The sequence below is a fragment of the Candidatus Roseilinea sp. NK_OTU-006 genome (assembly GCF_012931985.1).
Lineage (GTDB): Bacteria > Chloroflexota > Anaerolineae > J036 > Brachytrichaceae > JAAFGM01.
In genome coordinates, this window is the sequence record NZ_JAAFGM010000031.1 from 1 (window position 1) to 20,736 (window position 20,736).

The following is a 20,736-nucleotide window of genomic DNA, read 5'->3' on the forward strand; positions in this document are numbered from 1 at the left end:
CCGGCACGACGTGATAGGTGAGGATGGCGGTCAACGTGTCTTTGTTCTCCGGCTTGAGCAGGTCCTCGAGCAGGGCCTTGTCGAGCTTGGCGAAGGCCTCATCGGTGGGGGCGAAGACGGTGAACGGTCCTTCGCCTTTGAGCGTGTCCACCAAGCCGGCGGCTTGCAGGGCGGTGGCCAGTGTGTTGAATGAGCCGGCGGCCAGGGCGGTGTCCACGATGTCTTTCGTCTCGGCGACGGCGAGCGCCTCGCGCACCGAGGGCGGCAAGATCACGGTGTCAATCACATGGATCACGCCGTTGCTGGCCATCACGTCGGCGGTGATGACTTTCGCGGCGTCGTTGAGCACCACGGTGTCGCCGTCCACCTGAATCGCCACTTCCTCGCCCTGGACGGTCTTCGCGCTGGTGAGCTTGACCACGTCGGCTGCGGTCACCTTGCCCGGCACGACGTGATAGGTGAGGATGGCGGTCAACGTGTCTTTGTTCTCCGGCTTGAGCAGGTCCTCGAGCAGGGCCTTGTCGAGCTTGGCGAAGGCCTCATCGGTGGGGGCGAAGACGGTGAACGGCCCTTCGCCCTTGAGCGTGTCCACCAAGCCGGCGGCTTGCAGGGCGGCGGCCAGTGTGTTGAATGAGCCGGCGGCCAGGGCGGTGTCCACGATGTCCTTCATCTCCATGGCCGGCGCTTCGGTGGGCTGAGGAGTTGCGGTAGGGGCAGGCGCCTGTGTGGGCGCGGGCATCGGGGGCGGCGCTGCGCATGCTGCCAAAACTATCGCACTCGCTACACCCATCAAAAGCACTCTTTTCTTCAACATTCGTTCTCCTCCAAGATATCGAATCTGTCTATTGTGCGTGAGCTTTGTCTTGCTTGTGCACGTGCACAAACGCATCGTTTACATATCTGAACTATGTACAGCCATTGTGAAGGCTTTGTGATGTTCAGCTAAGGAGTTGCTAAATAGATATGGAGTAGCCCACTAGGACAGACGAAGTTTTTTGTGAGAAGTTCAGGTGATGAGGTAAGGGTCTTAAGAAAGAGGCAGGGGGGAAGAAAAGGCTGGGCCGCTGGGTTTGAGTCGTGATGAAGCCAGCCGGCACCAACATCGCGGCGGTATTGCATACTTTCGAAGGTCGGTCTTGAGCAGCGGTAGCACGGCCTACGTCTCTGGATCGCCGAAAAGACAGATGAACTCAGCGCTTTGGGGCCGTTGCGCGTCAACATTAGGCCGGCGTAACATGTTCGCACCCGCGGGCGCCGATGATGGCAATGCACATCGGTAAAGTTTGTGGGCGAGTGGGTTGGCGTGTCGGGCCGTTGAATCGAACACGCCTTCGAACGCTTGTTTGTTGGGGATGTCTTCGAGCGGCGGCGGATCGCGTCCGGTAAAGCAAGCGTTGCAATAGCCGCCTGCGCGGTCGATGGCGTGCATCGTGCCTTTCATGCTGAGGAAGGCGAGCGTGTCGCAGCCGATGTGTGCCCACAACACACGCGCGCGGTTGGTTCGCCCGATGTGTAAGCGCCGAATACGCCACACGCATGGCGCGGTTTAGTCAATCATGGTCGCGGTTGGCCTCTGTTTCAACGGCCTTGGCCGCGGCGCGCGCCAGGCGGTCGGCGATGGCTTCGCCCAAACCGCTGCGCGGTACTTCGGTGACCAAGATCACATCTACACCGGCGCTGTCCAGCGCGCGTAAGCCGGCGTATAAGTTGCGCGCGATATCGCTCAACGTTTCACCGAGCACAAACTGCGGATGCAAATTGGCGCACGCTTGGCGCTGGCTTTCCAGGATGAGCAGGCCGGTTTTCAGTCCGCGCGCTGCGAAGTTGGCGCGCTGGGCGAGCAGGCTGTCGGTATCGCGACACAACGCTAACTGTGCCCGTGGCGCGTAGTGCGATGGCAGCATACCAGGGGAGGGTAGGGGCATGTTACGCGGTATGCGCGGCAGTAATTGGGGATCGTCCGGTGCCAGCCTCTGTCCGATGTTGGCCAGTGCATGTTCGATCTGCTCGCGCGTCACGCCGCCGGGCCGCAGGATGCGCGGCGGGGCAGTGGTCAAATCTAACACAGTGGACTCGACGCCGATGGACGTAGCGTGGCTGTCCAGCACCAAGTCGATCCGGCCGTTGAGATCGTCAAGCACATGCTGCGCCGTGGTTGGGCTGACGTGACCGAAGCGATTGGCGCTGGGGGCGGCGATGGGGACGCCGCTGGCGTGAATCAGCGCTTGCGCAACGGGATGATCCGGCATACGTACGGCGACCGTATCAAGGCCGGCTGAGACGATGGGCGGCACATTGCGGCTGCGCGGCAGCACCAACGTGAGCGGGCCGGGCCAGAACGCGCGCGTCAGCCCTGCGACCAGTGACCCGAGTGCGGTTGCGTCGCTTTGGGCGGTTGCGGAGGTCAAGTCGGTCAAGTCGTCTAGGCTGGCGATGTGCAAAATAAGCGGGTCGTTCAACGGGCGTTGCTTGGCCTCAAAGATGCGCGCAACGGCCCGCGCATCCAGCGCATTGGCGCCCAGGCCATACACGGTCTCAGTTGGGAAGGCCACCAGCCCGCCGTCGCGGATCACTCGGGCCGCCTCGCGAATGGCTGCGCGTCCTTCCGCCGATCCCGCGTCGCTCACAGGTAGGATTCGCGTTGCTAACTTCCCCATCTCCCTTCACAATCTTCCATTCCCCGCAGAATCCGCTCATTCACCGGATACGCGCCGGGGACGAACGGCCGGCCGGCGATCTGCTCATCGGCGCGAATGTAGCGCTGGCAGGCCAAGGCGATCAACGCGTCGCTCATCACCGGTACGAGGCCGTGCGTGCGCTCGAACCAGAATGCGGACCGTTGGTTGAGCCCGGTCGTTTTTTTGTAGCAGGGATTGTGCCGAGGATGCGGTCGAAAGCCGAGATGCGATCGGCGGCCACCGGCGCGCGTTGCCCACCCGGCCAGTCGTACCCGTCGTGCACTTTGCCGGCGTATCGTGGGCTGATGGGCAGATCGCTCTGCACGAACGGAGTGGGAAGGTTCATACATAGTGATGCTTGAGAGCGGTCATCCATTCTTTGCGATCATCATTGTAAGCGTAAGCTGCAACTCGGTCTGTGCATCGCCGGCGATGTTGACCGGGGAAGTGTCGGCCTGAGTGTCTCTCATCCTGCGCTTAGGTATAATCCCGCAAATTCACGCCGAAGGAAAGACACCGGAAGTATGGAGAATCAAGGAACTCCCCAGCAGGCGAATAACCCGAAGCAGGGGGAAGATGACTTTTCGCAGTTGCTCGACCAGTTCCAGGCCAAGGTGAGCAGCTTCGAAAAGGACCAGCTCGTATCGGGACGCATCATCGCGATCACCGATCGTGAGATCCTGGTCGAATTGGGTGCGAAGTCTGAGGGCATCGTATCGAGTAAAGATGTCGAGGCTCTCCCCAAAGATGTGCGCAGCAGCCTGAAGGTGGGTGACGAGGTCTTCGCCTACGTCGTGCAGCCGGAAGATCAGAACGGCAACGTCGTGCTCTCGATGAGCAGGGCGGTCTCGGAGAAAGACTGGCGCTATGCCGAGGCGCTGTTCGAGAAGCAAGAGGCGATCGAGGCCCCGATTGCTGGGTTCAACAAAGGTGGGGTGATCATCAAGGTGGGCCGCCTGCGTGGCTTCGTTCCGGCGTCTCAACTCAGCTTGGCGCATCAGCGTATGCTGGGCGATGAGAGTTTGCCTCCGGAGCAACGCTTCCAAAAGCTGGTTGGCCAGAAGGCCCTGGTCAAGGTCATCGAGTTGGATCGCGAGCGCAATCGCCTCATCTTGAGCGAACGCGCCGCCAGCAAAGAAGCGCGACTGGCGCAGAAAGAAAAGCTGCTCAGCAGCATCGAGGTCGGCCAGATCTTGGAAGGCGTGATCAGCAGCGTTAAGGACTTCGGCGTGTTTGTGGATTTGGGCGGCGCGGACGGCATGATTCATCTGACCGAACTTGCCCATACGCGCATCAAGCATCCGAGCGAAGTGGTGAAGGAAGGCGACAAGGTCAGCGTCAAGGTGATCAACATTGAGCGGGAAACCGGCCGCATCGGCCTGAGTCTGAAGGCACTCGCGCCGGATCCGTGGCAGGTGATCGGTAAGAAGTACAAGCCTGGACAGTTGCTGGAAGCCGAGGTGATCAAGGTGCATCCAAAGCATGGTGTCTTTGCGCGTTTGAAAGACGACGAGGCCATCGAAGGGTTGATCCCGCTCAGTGAATTGAGCGACAAGCCGATCGGCAGTCCGCGCGAGGTGGTGAAGGAAGGCCAGATTCTCACGCTGCGCGTGTTGCGCGTGGAGCCGGAACAGCGCCGCATCGCCCTCAGTCTGCGGCGGGTGAACCGGCCGGAATATGCCGATACCGATTGGCAGGCGGAGGTATTGAGCAATGACGAAGACCAAGCAGCCGTCCCCGACGTCGTGGATGACGCGGTGGGCGACGGCGGCGAGCCTCTCGTTGAACCATCGCCTGCGGATGCAGATTGAACAGCAAGGGCGCAATTCGGTTGCGCCCTTGCGCCTTTTCATCGCCCTGTCTTACTCGATGTTGTTTCACTTCGGGACGTTGTGTTAAGGTCGCTCTAATAGCATGGGTTAAGATTCCAGGAGAGGTGAATCCGTGGCAGGCAAAATAGACCGCTTCAATCAGCGCGCGCGGCGCGTCTTGCAGATCGCAAACGACGAAGCCGAGCGCTTGGCCCACAACTATATCGGCACCGAGCACCTGCTGCTGGGGATTGTCAAAGAAGAGAATGGCATCGCCGGCCGCGTGCTGCGCGAATTGGGCGCGAAGCCCGAGCGCGTCGCCGAGATGGTCGAGCGGATGACAGGCGCCGGACGCCGCGCGGCGTCCGGCAAGCCAGAACTGACGCCGCGCACCAAGCAGGTGTTGGAATTTGCCGTAGAGGAAGCGCGTAAGCTGAGCCACTCCTACATTGGCACCGAACACCTGCTGCTGGGGCTGATTCGTCACGGCGATGGCGTGGCGATTGACGTGCTGCGCCAACTCGGCCTCACGCCGGATCGCATTCGCCGCGAGACCATGCGGGCCATCCAACAGGAACAGCCCGAGGGGGCGAAGGCCGCTTCGGCCTTGCCCAGCCAGAAGAAGGAACGGCCCAAGACGCCGGCGCTCGATCAACTGGCGACCGACCTGACGGCACTTGCCGAGCAAGGCAAACTTGATCCGGTGATCGGCAGGGAGACCGAGATCGAACGCGTGATCCAAATCCTGGCGCGGCGCACGAAGAACAACCCCGCGCTCATCGGCGAACCCGGCGTGGGCAAGACGGCGATCGTCGAGGGGCTGGCGCAGCGGATCGTGAACGGCCAGACGCCGGAACCGTTGCTCGGCAAGCGCGTGATGCAACTCGACGTCGGCTCGCTCGTCGCCGGCACCATGTACCGCGGCCAGTTCGAGGAGCGCCTCAAGCGCGTGATTGAGGAGGTGAAGATCAGCGATACGATCCTCTTCATTGACGAAGTGCATATGCTTGTCGGTGCCGGCTCAGCCGGAAGTAGCGTGGATGCTGCCAACATCCTGAAGCCCGCCCTGGCCCGCGGCGAGTTCCAATGCATCGGCGCTACGACACTGAACGAATATCGCAAGTACATCGAAAGCGATGCCGCCTTGGAACGGCGCTTCCAGCCGGTCTACGTGGAAGAGCCGACGCCGGAGATGGCGATCGAAATCTTGCAAGGCGTGAAGGGCGCCTATGAGGCGCACCACAAACTGCGCATTAGCGACGAAGCCGTGCGTGCTGCCGTGCAGTTCTCGTCGCGATATGTGCCTGATCGCTATTTGCCGGACAAGGCGATTGACTTGATTGACGAATCGGCCTCACGCGTCCGTATGTACAAGTCGCCGCAGTCCATCAACTTACAACGCGCCTTCCGCGAGCTGCGCCAGATTCAGAAGGAACGCGAGGATCTTTACGCCGAGGCGCGCTACGAAGAAGCCACGGCTCTGCGCCAACGTGAGCGTGAGCTACAGGAACAGATCGAGCAATTGCGCTCGAACTTCGATCACGAAACCGAAGGGCCGGAGGTCAGCGCGGATGACATTGCCGAAGTCGTCTCCATGTGGACCGGCATCCCGGTCAAACGCATCGCGACTACGGAGAGCGAGCGGCTGGTGCACCTCGAGGAGGAGCTGCACAAGCGCATCGTCGGTCAAGATGAGGCCATTGCGACGATCGCGCGGGCGGTGCGCCGCGCGCGCGTGGGGCTGAAAGACCCTAAGCGCCCCATGGGCTCGTTCATCTTTCTGGGCCCGACCGGCGTCGGCAAGACCGAGTTGACCAAAGCGCTGGCCGAACAACTCTTCGGCAGTGAGGACGCCCTGCTGGTGCTCGACATGAGTGAGTTCATGGAGCGCCATACCGTCTCGCGCCTGGTCGGCGCGCCGCCCGGCTACGTGGGCTACGACGACGCCGGACAGTTAACCGAGGCCGTCCGCCGCCGGCCCTACACGATTGTGGTGTTCGATGAGATCGAAAAGGCGCATCCCGATGTCTTCAACATGCTCTTGCAAATCATGGAGGAAGGCCGGCTGAGCGATGCGCGCGGCCGCAAAGTGGACTTCCGCAACACCTGCATCATCATGACCAGCAACGTCGGCGCCGAACTGATCAAACGCGAGAGCAAGCTCGGCTTCAACGTCAAGCGCGATGAGCAAAAGGCGGCGGAAGAACAGTTTGCCGAGGTGAAAGAGAAACTGCTGGGCCAGCTTAAGCGCTTGTTCCGGCCGGAGTTCCTCAACCGGGTGGACGCGACAGTGGTATTCCGCCCGCTGACCAAAGAGCAGATTGGCCAGATCGTCACCCTGGAGCTGAACAAGGTGCAGAAGCGCCTCGGCGAGCACAACATTGTGCTTACCGTGACCGACGAGGCCAAGTCGTACTTGGCCGAGAAGGGTTACGACCCCGACTATGGCGCGCGCCCACTGCGCCGCGTCATCCAAAACGAAGTGGAGGACGTGCTGTCGGACGGTTTGCTCTCCGGCCGCTTCGTGGATAACACCCGCATCCTGATTGACTTGGTGGATGGTAAGCTGACCTTCACGCCCACCGAACCGATGGTCGGTTCCGCCGATGTCGAGATTCGACCGATTGGCGCTCAACCCGTCCGGCCCGGCGACGACGGCTCGTTGTTCGAATCGGCGATGGCTTAAACCGGCGTGCCATCCTCGGTTGTTCGGAAGGCCCGGTTTCCTGATGTGGAGGCCGGGCCTGTTTCATATTCCTGCCTCGCATGTTGTGGTTGTTACCTATCTTCGTGAACGTCCTTGCGCCGGTCTTCATCATCCTGGGCGTTGCTTACGTTGCAACGCGGCGTTTGCAACTGGAGGGCCGCACCCTGTCGCGCCTCGCCTACTACGTGCTGACGCCGGCCTTTGTGTTCAACCTGATTAGCACGGCGCGTATCGAGGCTGCCCTGGCGATGCGCATGGTGGCCTTCATCACCTTGGTCTATGTCGGTTCGGTCGCCATGGCCTTCCTGGTGGCCCGTCTGCTGCGGCGCAGCCGCAAGATGACCATCGCCTACATGATGATCGCCGCCTTCGGCAACGTAGGCAACTTTGGGCTGCCCATCTCCCAGTTTGCGCAGGGCGAGGCGGCGTTACTGCCGGCGACCATCTACTTCCTGGCTAACCTGGCATTCGCCTTTGTGCTGTGTGTGCTGCTGGCGAATTCCGGTCACCGTAACCCGGTTCGGGCGTTTGCCCAAGTGGTGCGCACACCGTCGTTGATTGCGCTGGCACCGGCGATGCTGATCAACGCCGCCGGCATACAACTGCCGACCTTTGCGGCGCGGACCGTTGAGCTATTGGCCGTGGCGATGATCGCAATCATGCTGATCGCGCTCGGCGTGCAGTTTGCGAACGCCGGCATCCCTCCCGTCAGCCTCGATATGCTCATGGCAGCGGGCATTCGCCTGATCTCCGGGCCGCTGTTGGCATTTGCGCTGGTAGGGTTCTTCGATTTGCCGGCGCTGGAGCGCAACGTCGGTATTTTGCAGGCCAGCATGCCGGCAGCGGTGCTGGTCTCCATCATCGCGTTGGAGAACAACGTCTTGCCGGAATTCGTCACAGCGACGGTGCTTTTCTCCAACCTGGCCAGCATGGTCACCTTGTTGCTGGTGCTGGCTGCGTTGTAGCGACGATTTACAATGCTGCTGTGCCGCTCGCCGCTTCGCTTGCTACGTGGTTGATCGCGTTCATCGCGTCGCTGGCCCTCACTGCCCTGGCGATTCGGTTGGGGTTGTACCTCGGCATTGCCGATGAGCCGGGCGGCCGGCGCAGACATGCTCGGCGCACCTCGCGCTTGGGGGTGATCCCCCTGTTCGGCGCGTTCACGCTGGCGGCGCTGGTCAGCCGGTCGTTCGGCGTCCCCTCGCTCGACCCCAAAGAGGGGCTGCGCTTTGCCGGATTGATCGCCGGCGGCGGCGCGATGTTCGCGCTGGCCATCGCCGATGACAAGTTCAATTTGTCGCCTCGGATGCAGTTGGGGCTACAGGCGTTCGCCGCTTTGGTCGCCATCACCAGCCAAATCTTCATCGAACGCTTCACCAACCCGTTCACGCGCCGCGAAGTGGTGCTGACCGCGCCGGAGGTCTTCGGGCCGATCGCCGGCTATGGGGTGGTCGTCGGCCTCTCGCTGTTCTGGTTTCTGGGGATGATGAACACAGTGAACTTCTTGGATGGCGTGGATGGGTTGGCTTCAACGGTCGGGGTGATTGCCGCGAGCGTGGTGGCCATCCACATGTGGCGCGAGGGGCAGTACAGCGTGGCGTTGTTGCCCATCGCGCTGATCGGGACCTTGCTCGGATTCCTCGTCTTCAACCGGCCGCCGGCTAGGATCTTCCTCGGCGGCGGCGCGATTTATCTGGGCTATGTGTTGGCTTGCATCGGCATCATCGGCGGCGCAAAAATCGCACTGTTGCTATTGGTGATGGGCCTGCCGATTGCCGACGTGCTGTGGCAGATCCTCGATCGCGTGCGGCGGGGACACAGCCCGGCCGCCTCGGACCGCGGCCACCTGCACCTGCGCCTGGTTGACCAGGGCTGGCCGACGGCGCGCATCGTCGCGCTCTACGCCGGCGCTTGCGCGCTGCTGGGCGGGTCGGCGTTGCTGCCGCTTTCACCGCTCGCCAAGCTGATCACGCTCACGGCGTTGTTGGTCGGCGTGATCGTCGTCATGGCGCGCCTATCAACGACACGCGAGTCGCAGCGGACCGTCCGGATGGCATCCTCAGGCGGTGAGTGATCCTCTCAGCCTGCGCTTAGCTGGGGCTGATACACTCTGATTGAAAGGTGTTGACACTGCGCTTCACTTTTAGTTATACTGCTGTCAAACTTGAGTTTGTGAGATGTTGATTCTGTCGCGCCGAGTCGCGACAGAAAGACGCAACACGACCTTACCGGAGCAAACACTTATGGGTACATGGTTCGAGATTAGGGACTTGCACGTCAAGATCGCCGATACGGATCGGGAGATCCTCAAAGGACTGAGCCTGACGATCAACCCAGGCGAGATCCACGCCATTATGGGGCCGAACGGCAGCGGCAAAAGTACGTTGGCCTACGCGCTGATGGGTCATCCCGGCTACGAGGTGACCGGCGGCGAAGTGATCTTCAAGGGTCAGAACATCTTGGAGATGGAGGCCGACGAGCGCAGCCGTGCCGGCATCTTCCTGGCCTTCCAGTATCCGGTTGCCATCCCCGGCGTGACCGTGGCCAACTTTCTGCGCACGGCGATCAATGCGCGCATCAAGGCCGAAGCTGCGGCGAAGAACGGCGGCGTATTGCCGCCGGACGTGAGAGGCGTGCCGATCCCCGTCTTCACCAAGCAACTGCGCGAGGCGCTGCAAATGCTCAAGGTAGATCAATCGTTTGCCGGGCGTTACCTGAACGACGGCTTCAGCGGCGGCGAAAAGAAGCGCGCGGAGATCCTGCAGATGGCGATGCTCAAGCCTGAGCTGGCCATCTTGGACGAAACCGACTCCGGCTTGGACATTGATGCGTTGCGCATCGTGAGCGAGGGCGTGAACACGCTTCATCGCAGCAATCCGCAGATGGGCGTGCTGGTGATCACGCATTACCAACGCCTGCTGAACTACATCAAGCCGCAATTTGTGCATGTGCTGATCGATGGCCGAATCGTGGAAAGCGGCGGACCAGAGCTGGCATTGCATCTGGAAGAGAAAGGTTATGACTGGCTGAAGGAGCCGGAATTGGTAGATTGAGAACCGGGGCGCGATTTCTGGTCTCGGTGCAGGAGGCGTGAACCATGGCTGAGGAAAAGACACAGGTTTCGGTGAACGAAGAGTACCTGGAGAAGTATGGTTTCTCCGAGCCTGAGAACTACGCGTTCAAGAGCCGCAAGGGCCTGGACGAACAGATCGTCAAGGAGATTTCGTGGATGAAGGGTGAGCCGGAGTGGATGACGCGCTTCCGCCTGGCGGCCCTGGCGGCTTTCAACAGCAAACCGATGCCCAACTGGGGCGGTGAAGCGCTCAAAGAGATTGATTTCAACGACATCTACTACTACATCAAACCCACCGACCGACAGGCCAGTTCCTGGGATGAGCTGCCGAAGGAGATCAAGGACACCTATGACCGCTTGGGGATTCCCGAGGCGGAGAAGAAATATCTGGCCGGCGTGGGCGCGCAGTACGAGTCGGAGGTAATCTATCACAACCTCGCCAAGGAGTTGGAGGCGCAAGGGGTGATCTTCCTCGACACCGACACCGGCCTGCGCGAGTATCCGGAGCTTTTCCGCCAGTACTTTGGCACCCTCGTCCCCTACACCGACAACAAGTTCGCAGCGTTGAACAGCGCGGTATGGTCGGGCGGTTCGTTCATCTATGTCCCGCCGGGCGTGAAGATCGAGATGCCGCTACAGGCTTACTTCCGCATCAACGCCAAGAACGTCGGCCAGTTCGAGCGTACGCTGATCATCGTAGATGAGGGCGCGCAGGTGCACTACGTCGAGGGCTGCACGGCCCCTGTGTACTCCAGCGATTCGCTGCACAGCGCTGTCGTGGAGATCATCGTCAAGAAAGGCGCGCGCTGCCGCTACACCACGATTCAGAACTGGTCCACGAACGTTTACAACCTGGTCACCAAGCGCGCGGCGGCCTACGAAGGCGCGACGATGGAGTGGGTGGACGGCAACCTGGGCAGCAAACTGACCATGAAGTATCCGGCCGTCTATTTGATGGAGCCGGGCGCGCACGGCGAAATTCTCTCGATTGCCTTTGCCGGGCGCGGGCAGCACCAGGACGCCGGCGGCAAAGTCGTGCATGCGGCGCCCAACACCACCAGCAAGATCGTCAGCAAGTCCATCAGCAAGGACGGCGGGCGCACCAGCTATCGCGGTTTGCTCAAGGTCTATCGCGATGCAGCGCGCAGCCGCAGCAACGTCGTATGCGACGCGCTGCTGCTCGACGAGCACAGCCGCAGCGATACGTATCCCTACATCGAGGTGGATACCAACAATGTGGTCATCGGCCACGAAGCGAGCGTGAGCAAGATCGGTGAAGAGCAGCTCTTCTACGCGATGAGTCGCGGCGTGAGCGAGGAAGACGCCAGCACGATGGTCGTCTCCGGCTTTATCGAGCCGTTGGTGAAGGAGCTGCCGATGGAGTACGCCGTCGAGATGAATCGCTTGATCGCGTTGCAGATGGAGGGCACGATCGGTTAACCATGGCAGTCGCTCAACCTGTATTGAAACCGGCGCCGGTAGTCAGAGCCGGCGATCTGAACCGCGAGTTCGTCGAAGCGTACTCGGCGGCGCTGGGCGATCCGGCGTGGATGCTGGCGCGGCGTCTCGAAGCGCTGCGCGTGTTCCGCGACACGCCGGCGCCGAACCGGCACGACGAGCTTTGGCGTCGCGTGGATCTCAGCGCGTTCAAGCTAGACCTGATCCTATCCGGCATCACGCCGGCCAACACCATCCTCGATGTGAAGCGCTCGCGTTTGCCCGCCGGAATATCGCAGCAAGGCGTGATCTTCACCAGCCTCGAAAGCGCGATCAAGAAGCACCCGCGCCTGCTCGATGAGTGGCTGATGACGCAGTGCGTCAAGCTCAACGATGCCTTCTATGCTGCGTTGCACGGCGTCTTTGTGCGCCATGGCACGGTCTTGTATGTGCCGGCCGGCGTCCGCCTGGACAAACCGCTGCGCGTGACGACGCGCATGGCTGCCGATCAGCTCGCCGGCTTCAACCACACCTTGGTTGTGCTGGGCGAAGGCGCCAAAGCCACGTTGATCGAGGACTTCGCTTCGCCCACCGGTCCGCACCAAGCGATGTACAGCGGCGTGGTTGAGATCATGCTCGGCAACGGCGCCGAATTGGACTATGTCAGCATCCAGGACTGGGGGCGCAACGTGTATAACTTCTCCACCGAGCGCGCCAAGGTGGGCGAGGAAGCGACATTACACTGGGTGATCGGCGGCCTCGGCAGCAAATTCACCAAGAGCCTGATCGAGGCCGATCTGGTCGGCCCGCGCGGCACCACATTGTTGAGCGGGGTGTACTTTGCCGACACTCGGCAGCAGTTGCACTACGACACGCAGCAGAACCACATTGCGGCGGCTTGCAAGAGCGACCTGCTCTACAAGGCCGCCTTGCGCGACGAGGCGCGCACGGTGTGGCGCGGCAACATTCGCGTCTTCCCAGGCGCTCAAAAGACCGACGCGTATCAGGCCAACCGCAACTTGCAGCTCTCTGCGCGCAGCCGCGCCGATTCGATCCCCGGCCTGGAGATCGAGGCCGACGATGTGCGCTGCACCCATGGCAGCACCGTCGGCACCATCGAGGACGAGCCGATGTTCTATCTGCGCAGCCGCGGCGTCTCAGCGACCGAGGCGCGTCGGCTGATCGTCGAGGGCTTCTTCGCGCCGGTCATCGAGCGCATCCCCCTGGCGGAGACGCGCAACCGGCTGATCGAGGAGATCGGCAAGAAGATCGGCTGATTGCTTCTTCCGCGTGCAACAAGCCGGGCCTGCACGGTCCGGCTTGTTTTACTCCGGCTTCTCGTATAGCTCCACCAGCACGCCGAACGCGCTGCGCGGATGAATAAAGGCGTAGGGCGTGCCGTCTTCGCGCCTGACGGGCTGCGGGTGGATCAGCTCGCAGCCATGGGCGACCAGCCGCGCCAGCGCAGACTCGAGGTTGGGCACGGCCAGGCACACATGATGCATGCCGGGACCGTGCTTGGCCATCCATTTGGCGATGCCGGTGTCGTCGCGCGTCGGCTGCACGAGTTCGATGCGGGATGTGCCGTCGCCAAGTGGCAGAAAGGCAATCCGCACCCCTTCTCGCTCCACGGCTTCGATCCCGTCCAGTTCCAGGCCGAGCGCATCGCGATAAAAGGTGAGTGCGGCGTCGAGGTCGGCGACAGCGATGGCGAGGTGATCAAGCTTCATATGAATTAATCGGTGGCTTCGACCATGAAGTTCTGGCCGCTGGGGAGAAAATCGCCGTTGAAGGCGTCGTCGTTCAAGTCGCTGCCCACCACAACGTTGCGCCCGATGCGAAATTCCGGTGGGATGATGGTATTTTTGCCGACGACGCTGATGCCGGTGCTGAGGTGCAGTTCGGCATTCTCGGTGTAGTCCGAACCGTAGCCCACACACGCCCCCCGTCCGACGACCACATTCTTGTCAATGATGCAGCGATCCACCATCGCGCCTGGTTCGATCACCGCATCCGTCATAATGATGGAATAGCGTACCACTGCGCCGCGCTTGACGCGCACGCCGGGCGAGAGCACAGAATACTCGACCGACCCCTCGATGACGCAGCCGTCGGTGATCAGCGAATGATTAACGGTAGCACCGGTGCGGATGTTGACCGGCGGGCGTTCCTCGGAGCGCGTGTGGATCACCCATTGGCGGTCGAGCAGGTCAATCGGCGGCGTGTCGGCCAACAGGTCCATGTGCGCCTCCCAGTAGGACTGGATCGTCCCGACGTCCACCCAGTAATCGGTGTAAGGGAAGGCGAAGACGCGGTAGTTTTCGGTCACCATCTTCGGGAAGATGTCCTTGCCGAAGTCGTGCGTCGAGTCTGGATTTTTAGCGTCCTCGTGCAGCACCTTGACCAGCGTGTCGTAGTTGAACACGTAGATGCCCATCGAAGCCAGCGTGCCCTTGGGCTGCTTGGGTTTCTCCTCAAAGTAGGTGACGCGGTAGTTCGCATCCGTCTGCACGATGCCGAATCGGCCGGCCTCCTCAGGCGTCACCCGGAGCGTGGCCACGGTCACATCGGCGCGCTTCTCCTGGTGAAAGCCGATCAGGATGCTGTAGTCCATCTTATAGACGTGATCGCCGGAGAGGATGAGCACATAGTCGGCGCGGGCGTTGCGCACGAAGTCCAGGTTTTGGTAGACCGCGTCGGCAGTGCCTTCGTACCAGTCGGAATCCAGGCGGCCCTGATATGGCTGCAGCATCCACACACCGCCGTTCAGCCGGTCCAGGTCCCACGGCGCGCCGTTGCGGATGTGATCTTGCAGTGAGCGCGGGCGATACTGCGTCACCACGCCTACGGTGTAGATGCCGCTGTTGACGCAGTTGGAGAGCGGAAAGTCAATGATGCGGTATTTGCCCGCGAAAGGGACGGCGGGCTTTGCGCGTTTGTTTGCCAACACGCTCAGGCGACTGCCGCGCCCGCCGGCGAGGATCATGGCCAGGGTTCGCATGACGATGCTTTCACTTCAGGTGTTGAGTTGTGCCGGTGAGGCGAGGTGAGAAACGCGGCTTGGCGATGCGACGGCAAGGTGATGAGTTGCAACCGAGATGTGGCGCGTGTCACGCTGCAAATTATATGCGCCCCGCGCTGGCCGATCAGCGCGGGGCCAGCCAGTTGCGCGTGGCTTCGCTCAATTGGGCCAATGGCGCGCGCATGATCGTCGGCCCGGGCAACGCATTCAAAAAGGCGGCGCCATAGCTCTTGGTCAACAGCCGCCGGTCGAACACCGCGACCACGCCGCGGTCGCTCTTCGAGCGGATCAGCCGGCCGAAGCCCTGTCGGAAGCGCAGCACCGTCTCCGGCACCGAGTATTCGTTGAACGCGTTAGCGAACGTCTCGCTGCGCGCCGCGAAGATCGGGTCGGTCGGCACCTCAAAAGGCAACTTGCAAATGGCCAACGCGCTCAGCTTCTCGCCCTGAATGTCTACGCCTTCCCAGAAGCTCTTGGTGCCCAGCATCACGGCGCGCTCGGCGGCGCGGAAGCTCTCGACCATGGCCCGGCGCGAGGCGCCGTTGCCTTGCTCGAGCACCAGGATGTCGTCGCGCATCAACGCCGGCGTGATGGCGCGCGACGTGGCGCGCAGCGCCGAGTAGCTGGTGAAAAGGGCGAGTCCACGTCCCTCTGAGGCGCGAAAGAACTCGATCAAGCCGCGCTCCACGGCTTGCTGATAGCCTTCTTGGTTCGGCTCCGGGATGTCGGTGACGAGGTAGAGCAGCGTTGAGGACGAGTAGTCGAATGGCGAGTCGAGCGCCAGCGTTTCGGCGTCGGGCGCGCTGAGCCGATCCTTGATGTAGTCGAAGCTGGGCTGGCCGCTGTCATTGGCCGCGCTGGTGCGCAGCGTGGCCGAAGTGAGCACGACGGCGCGCTTCTGTTGCCATAGCTCACGTTGCATCAGCAGGCCGACGTGCAGCGGTGCGGCGTTCAGCGTCAGCCGCGCCTGGCCCGCAGCCTTGCGCGGCATTTCGAGGTCCACCCAATAAACGCGGTCGTCGCTCGGCTTGGCGAACATGCTGTTCAGTTGTTCACTCGCTTCGGTGATGAAGCGGATTGCGCCGTGCAACCGAGCGGCCAGCGCGTCGGCATCGGAGACGAGGGGCATCGCCTCCAGCAGCGCTTTGAGCAGGTTGTTGAGCTGTCTGGCCAGCGCATCCAAATCGCGCTGGAAGTTGCCGAAGGCAATCTCGACGCGCTCCCAGTTGCTCTGGTTGCGCAGCGCGCGCGTCAGGCGCACGCGTTGGACGTAGTCGGGCGCATCGCTGCTGATTTCATCGGCGATGAACTTGCCCAGCTCGTCGAAGAACGTGATGTTGCTCGCCCTGGCCGCGCTCACGGCTTGCATGGCCTGATCGCACAGGGTGTTGAGCGCGGCGCCTTGCTCGGGTGCGAACAAGTCGCGGATGTTGGCCGCGATCTCGGCGAGCAAGCCGCTGCCGCCGGCCTGGCGCGCCTTGGTCGCGCGGCCCAGGTCGTTCAGCGCTCTCTGGATCTCATCGCGGTCGAGGCGGTAGGTCAGCGAGTCGGTCGCGGCGGCCTCCAGGTGGTGCGCTTCGTCCACGATCAGGTAGTTGTATTCGGGCAGGGCGCGGTTCTCCACTGCGATGTCGGCCATGAGCAGGGCGTGGTTGACGATGACGATGTGCGCGCTTTCGGCCAGCCGGCGCGCTTGGTAGAAGAAGCAATCTGTCGCGCTGCACGTGTTGGCGTTGCAGATCGGGTTTTGTGCGGAGAGGTGCTGGAAGATGGCGCGTTCGGCAGGCGTCGGCATGAAGAGTTCATCGCTGTCGCCGGTCAGCGTATTGGGCAACCAGATCAGGATCTTGGCCAGCAGGCGCGCCTCGTCGGCGGTCTCCGGGCCGTTGCGGCGTAGATCGTCGAAACGTTTGGGGCAAAGGTAACGCCCCTTGCCCTTCATCACGGCGGCCCGGCCGGCTTTGCCAAGGATGCGGATGACGGCCGGCACGTCCTTATCGGCCAGTTGCTCCTGCAGGTTAATGGTGTTGGTGCTAATGACGACGCGCTCGCCGTTCTGCATCGCCCACATCATGGCGGGGATGAGGTAGGCCAGCGATTTGCCGGTGCCGGTGCCGGCCTCGATGAGCGCGACGCCGCCCTCGTTGAGGGTCTGCGCGACTTTGCGCAACATCTCCATCTGTTGTGGGCGCATTTCATAGCCGGGAAACTGAGCCGCGAATGGGCCGTCGCTCGCCAGCGTCGCAGCCACGCGATCGACGTCCAGCGGCTGAATCTGCGCGTTTGGCTTGAGCGGCTGGGCCTGCAGTGCCTGCTGGCGGCGCAGGACGGCGGATGGGTCTTTTTGCTGTCGGCCGTCCGGCGTCGGCCGGCGCAACTGCGCGCCGATGCTGGCGCTGAACGCGCCGTGCGACTGCTCTGTCTGGACATCGCGCCAAAACTCGGCGAGCGCCCAACCGCTCCGGTTGGCGTGTGCGCTAATCTCGTTCACGATCTCGCGCGGCAACGCCACGGCGCGCTCGAAGATCCGCAGATAAAGCTGATGCGCCGTGCGCGCGTCGGCCATGGCCCGGTGAGACCTCGGCAGGCTGATGCCCAGCTCCCCTGCCAGCGCGCCGAGCGAGTAGCGCCCGGCGTGCGGCACCAGGATACCGGCCAGCTCGAACGTGTCCAGCGTGGTGCTCTTGGTGAAGGCTGGGGGCGTCTTCAGGCTTTTGAAGAAGCTCAGGTCGAACGCGATGTTGTGGCCGATGATGGGCGCATCGCCGATGATCCGCTGCGCTTCGCGTAGGCCATCCCCCAGCGGAATGCCCTCGCGCTTCACCATGTCGTCGGTGATGCCGGTCAGCTCGGTGATCTTATGCGGGATCGGACGCTGAGGGTCAATTAAGCTGCTCCATTCCTCAAGCACCTTTTCGCCGCAAAAGCGCACGATGCCGATCTCCAGGATGGCATCGCGTTCGGGGTCGAAGCCGGTGGTTTCGATGTCGAGTGAAACAAGCGTTCGCATGCGACGCTGATTGTAGTGGACTTAGGAGGAAGGCCACGTCGGTCTGTGTGGTAGCCACCCCGAGGTGCACGAGGTGATGGCGCGTCTGCCCGCCGGTATTGTATGCCCAACGCCGATGCGACGGGCCTGCGCAGCGCGCTCTGCTTCATTCGATGCAGCCGGGCGTCGCTCCCTGGCGCGGCGCGCGCAGCCTTTAAGGCGCCGTGTGATTCACGTTCATCACGACGATGTGCCGTTTGGCGCGCTTTTCGTCGTTGGCGACCATCAGCGTGCTCACCGACGCCGGCGATACGGCCAGGCGTTGGAAGTAGTCGAACGGCATGCCCAGATAGTGGGCCAGGGCTGCTTTGATCACGTCGGCGTGGGCGACGACGGCGACGACCTGCGGCCGCTTTTTCGGCCTTTCCGATTGCGTGTTTTCAGCGGCAACCTGATCGCGGGGGGTGGCCTTGCCTGCGTCGCCCTTCGGCGAAGCCGGCGCCGGGTCGGTATGGGAAGCGGACGGCGTTGATGGCGTATCGAGAAGGTCCACATCGTCGTGTGCAGCGACGATCGCCTCTAGGGCATCTACGACGCGCCGCTGCATGTCCAGCATGGCTTCGCCGTGAGGGAATTTCGCCTGTGAGGGCGTCTCCACCACCACTTGCCACAGGGCCTTCGTAGCCTCGTCTTCGCCCAGTCGCTTGATCTCCTTGCCGGTGAAGTCGCCGGTGTCAGTGTCGGTCAGGTCGGTGCAGATGTGGATCGGCAAGCCGTGCGGCGCGGCGATGCGCCAAGCCGTTTCAATCGCGCGCTCCAGCGGACTGCTATATATCGCATCCAGCGGACGCGCGCGTAACATTTGGCCGAGCGCTTCGGCCTGTGTGCGCCCCTCGTCGTTCAGGTGAATGTTCGGCGTGCGGCCGGGCAGCCGGCCGGTCTTGACGAAGTCGTTTGTCGCGTGCCGAATAAGCAGGAGGATGGGCATGGCTCACTCCGCCTTGACCTTAAAGGTGTCGAAGTCCCGCGCGATGACCGTGTTGGGGAAGATGGCGCGCGCTTCGGCCTCCAGGTCGCGTTCGCGGTAACGGCCGGAGATATGGGTGAGGATGAGTTGCTTGACGTTGGCGTTGCGCGCCAACCGAGCGGCCAGGCCGACGGTGATGTGGCTGTTCTGGCGGGCGAGTGGGAGGTCGGCGTCCAAGTATGTCGCCTCGGTGACCAGCGCGTGCGCGTTACGCGCCACCTGCTCCAGGCCATTCGTCTCGCCAATGTCGCCGGTCATCACCAGCTTGGCGCCCGGCTGAAGCTCGCCAAGCACGTCGTCCGGCCGGATGATGCGGCCATCGGCCAGCGTGATCGGGAGGCCTCGGACCAAGTCGCGGCGCTCCGGCCCCTGCGGCACGCCGAGCGCGGTGGCTTTGTCGTTCAGGAAAGGGCGGCGTGAGTGCTCCTGGAAGACAAAGCCAAAACAGTCCGGGCCGCGGTGCTGGACCGGGAAGGCCACCACATCGAAGTCCTCGCCCTCGAGAATGATGCCAGGTTTGATTTCGACGAGGTTGAGCTGGATGGGTGGCCGTGTGCCGCGGAACACGATGCGGTAGATCAGGTCTTCGATGCGGTCAAGCGCGCTTCGACCGCCGTAGATGGTCATGCGGTCGATCGTTTCCCACTGCCCCAAGGTGGAAAGGATGCCGGCCAGGCCAAGGATGTGATCTAGATGCGCATGTGTGATCAGGATGTTTTCCAGCCGGCGGAACCCCAGGCCGCTGCTGAGTAACTGGCGCTGTGTGCCCTCGCCGCAATCCACCATGAAGCGATACTCGTCATGCGCGACGATGACGGAGGAAAGGCCGCGTTTGGGCAGCGGCGCGGAGGCGGCAGTGCCGAGGAAGGTGATCTCAAACATGCCGGGAATGCAGAGCCGCGCGCAGCGTTGCGCTGCGATGTTTTTAATTCCGCTCTAAAGTCAAACCGCCTGGGCCAGCCGCTCGGCGTACTGCCGGCGGTAGAACTCTTTGAATTCGCCGCTCTTGATCTTGCGCCACCACCACGCGTTGTTCACATACCAATCTACCGTCTCGCGCAGGGCGCCCTCGAAGTCCGCACGCGGCGCCCAGCCCAAAGCGCGCAACTTGCGGGTGTCTAGCGCGTAGCGCCGGTCGTGACCCGGCCGGTCAGCCACACGCTTGATCAACGATTCCGGCTTGCCCAGGATGCGCAGCATCATGCGGATCACGTCAATGTTGTGCCGCTCGTTCTCGCCGCCCACGTTGTAGGCCTCGCCGAGCTGGCCATGCATCAGCACATGGTCAATGCCCCGCACGTGGTCCATGACGTAGAGCCAGTCGCGCACCTGCATACCGTCGCCGTAGAGAGGCAGTGGCTGGTCGTCAATGGCATTGGTGATAAATAACGAGAGTAGCTTCTCCGGGTATTGATACGGGCCAAAGGTGTTGGAGCCGCGCGTGACTGTGACTGGCGCGTTGTATGTGACGCGATACGAGCGGATGAGTAGCTCGGCGGCGGCCTTGCTGGCCGAGTAGGGCGAGTTGGGTTCGAGCGGGTCAGTCTCCTGCGAGTAACCCGTTGGAACGTCGCCGTACACCTCGTCGGTGGAGACCTGGTGGAAGCGTTCTAGGCCGAATTCCCGCGTGGCCTCGAGCAGCACGTAGGTCCCGTATACGTCGGTTTTGATGAAAGCGTCTGGGTCGAGGATCGAGCGATCCACGTGTGATTCAGCCGCAAAATTGACGATAGTGTCAATTCGATATTGCCGCACTGCGGCGAACACGGCCTCGCGGTCGGCGATGTCGGCTTGCACAAAGTAGTAGCGCCCGTGGAACCGCTCAGCCACGTCTTTCAGGTTATCCAGGTTGCCGGCATAGGTGAGCTTATCCAGCACCACGATGTGCCAATCAGGATGTGCTTCAAGGGCGTAACGGACGTAGTTAGAACCGATGAAGCCCGCGCCGCCGGTGATCATGATGTGCTTCATGCCGAGCGGCATTCTACCCTA

The 20,736-nt window shown here is 62.2% G+C and carries 17 protein-coding genes; 7 read left to right on the plus strand and 10 right to left on the minus strand.

Annotated features, from left to right (window positions below):
• From GXH28_RS16750 to GXH28_RS13120, 4 genes are all read right to left on the minus strand, one after another.
• The coding region (locus GXH28_RS16750) for a fasciclin domain-containing protein (protein ID WP_304515799.1) at positions 1–739 on the minus strand (739 nt) is incomplete at its 3' end.
• 811 nt (positions 740–1,550) lie between these two features.
• The gene (locus GXH28_RS13110) at positions 1,551–2,627 is read right to left on the minus strand and encodes an L-threonylcarbamoyladenylate synthase (RefSeq protein ID WP_320447965.1); all 1,077 of its coding nucleotides are present in this window, start codon (positions 2,625–2,627) and stop codon (positions 1,551–1,553) included.
• A gap of 17 nt (positions 2,628–2,644) precedes the next feature.
• A complete protein-coding gene (locus tag GXH28_RS13115; protein WP_169239484.1) occupies positions 2,645–2,794 on the minus strand; it encodes a hypothetical protein in 150 nt (49 codons plus the stop codon).
• Positions 2,794–3,024, minus strand: a complete 231-nt coding sequence (locus tag GXH28_RS13120; protein WP_169239485.1) for a hypothetical protein — start codon at positions 3,022–3,024, stop codon at positions 2,794–2,796. The genes GXH28_RS13115 and GXH28_RS13120 overlap by 1 nt, the downstream gene beginning before the upstream one ends.
• Before the next feature lie 178 nt (positions 3,025–3,202).
• On the opposite strand from GXH28_RS13120, the gene GXH28_RS13125 reads away from it, so the two are divergent.
• The 7 genes from GXH28_RS13125 (at position 3,203) to sufD (ending at position 12,983) form a co-directional block, all read left to right on the plus strand.
• On the plus strand, positions 3,203–4,489 hold the full coding sequence (locus tag GXH28_RS13125) for a 30S ribosomal protein S1 (protein ID WP_169239486.1): 1,287 nt from the start codon (positions 3,203–3,205) through the stop codon (positions 4,487–4,489).
• Between the two features lie 133 nt (positions 4,490–4,622).
• The gene (locus tag GXH28_RS13130; RefSeq protein WP_169239487.1) at positions 4,623–7,175 is read left to right on the plus strand and encodes an AAA family ATPase; all 2,553 of its coding nucleotides are present in this window, start codon (positions 4,623–4,625) and stop codon (positions 7,173–7,175) included.
• 80 nt (positions 7,176–7,255) lie between these two features.
• A complete protein-coding gene (locus tag GXH28_RS13135) occupies positions 7,256–8,161 on the plus strand; it encodes an AEC family transporter (protein ID WP_169239488.1) in 906 nt (301 codons plus the stop codon).
• 20 nt (positions 8,162–8,181) lie between these two features.
• Positions 8,182–9,270 (plus strand): glycosyltransferase family 4 protein, encoded by a 1,089-nt coding sequence (locus GXH28_RS13140; RefSeq protein WP_169239489.1) that lies wholly within the window; start codon positions 8,182–8,184, stop codon positions 9,268–9,270.
• A gap of 169 nt (positions 9,271–9,439) precedes the next feature.
• Positions 9,440–10,249, plus strand: coding sequence for a Fe-S cluster assembly ATPase SufC (gene sufC, locus GXH28_RS13145; protein WP_169239490.1), 810 nt, complete (start codon positions 9,440–9,442; stop codon positions 10,247–10,249).
• A gap of 44 nt (positions 10,250–10,293) precedes the next feature.
• Positions 10,294–11,709 (plus strand): Fe-S cluster assembly protein SufB, encoded by a 1,416-nt coding sequence (sufB, locus tag GXH28_RS13150; protein ID WP_169239491.1) that lies wholly within the window; start codon positions 10,294–10,296, stop codon positions 11,707–11,709.
• Positions 11,710–11,711: 2 nt separating this feature from the next.
• Positions 11,712–12,983, plus strand: a complete 1,272-nt coding sequence (gene sufD / locus GXH28_RS13155; RefSeq protein ID WP_169239492.1) for a Fe-S cluster assembly protein SufD — start codon at positions 11,712–11,714, stop codon at positions 12,981–12,983.
• A 48-nt stretch (positions 12,984–13,031) separates the two neighbouring features.
• Here sufD and mce read toward each other — a convergent pair whose 3' ends face one another.
• The 6 genes from mce to rfbB all read right to left on the minus strand — a co-directional run bounded on the left by mce (position 13,032) and on the right by rfbB (position 20,715).
• Complete coding sequence (gene mce / locus GXH28_RS13160; protein WP_169239493.1) at positions 13,032–13,436, minus strand: methylmalonyl-CoA epimerase; 405 nt, start codon at positions 13,434–13,436, stop codon at positions 13,032–13,034.
• A 5-nt stretch (positions 13,437–13,441) separates the two neighbouring features.
• Complete coding sequence (locus GXH28_RS13165; protein ID WP_169239494.1) at positions 13,442–14,707, minus strand: glucose-1-phosphate adenylyltransferase; 1,266 nt, start codon at positions 14,705–14,707, stop codon at positions 13,442–13,444.
• A gap of 145 nt (positions 14,708–14,852) precedes the next feature.
• Positions 14,853–17,738 carry a helicase C-terminal domain-containing protein gene (locus GXH28_RS13170; RefSeq protein WP_169239495.1) on the minus strand — a complete coding sequence of 962 codons (2,886 nt, stop codon included), beginning with the start codon at positions 17,736–17,738 and terminating at the stop codon, positions 14,853–14,855.
• 193 nt (positions 17,739–17,931) lie between these two features.
• On the minus strand, positions 17,932–18,705 hold the full coding sequence (locus GXH28_RS16490; protein WP_240550397.1) for a histidine phosphatase family protein: 774 nt from the start codon (positions 18,703–18,705) through the stop codon (positions 17,932–17,934).
• 3 nt (positions 18,706–18,708) lie between these two features.
• Positions 18,709–19,626, minus strand: coding sequence for a ribonuclease Z (locus GXH28_RS13180; protein ID WP_169239496.1), 918 nt, complete (start codon positions 19,624–19,626; stop codon positions 18,709–18,711).
• Positions 19,627–19,686: 60 nt separating this feature from the next.
• A complete protein-coding gene (gene rfbB / locus GXH28_RS13185; protein ID WP_169239497.1) occupies positions 19,687–20,715 on the minus strand; it encodes a dTDP-glucose 4,6-dehydratase in 1,029 nt (342 codons plus the stop codon).
• Positions 20,716–20,736 lie beyond the last annotated feature (21 nt).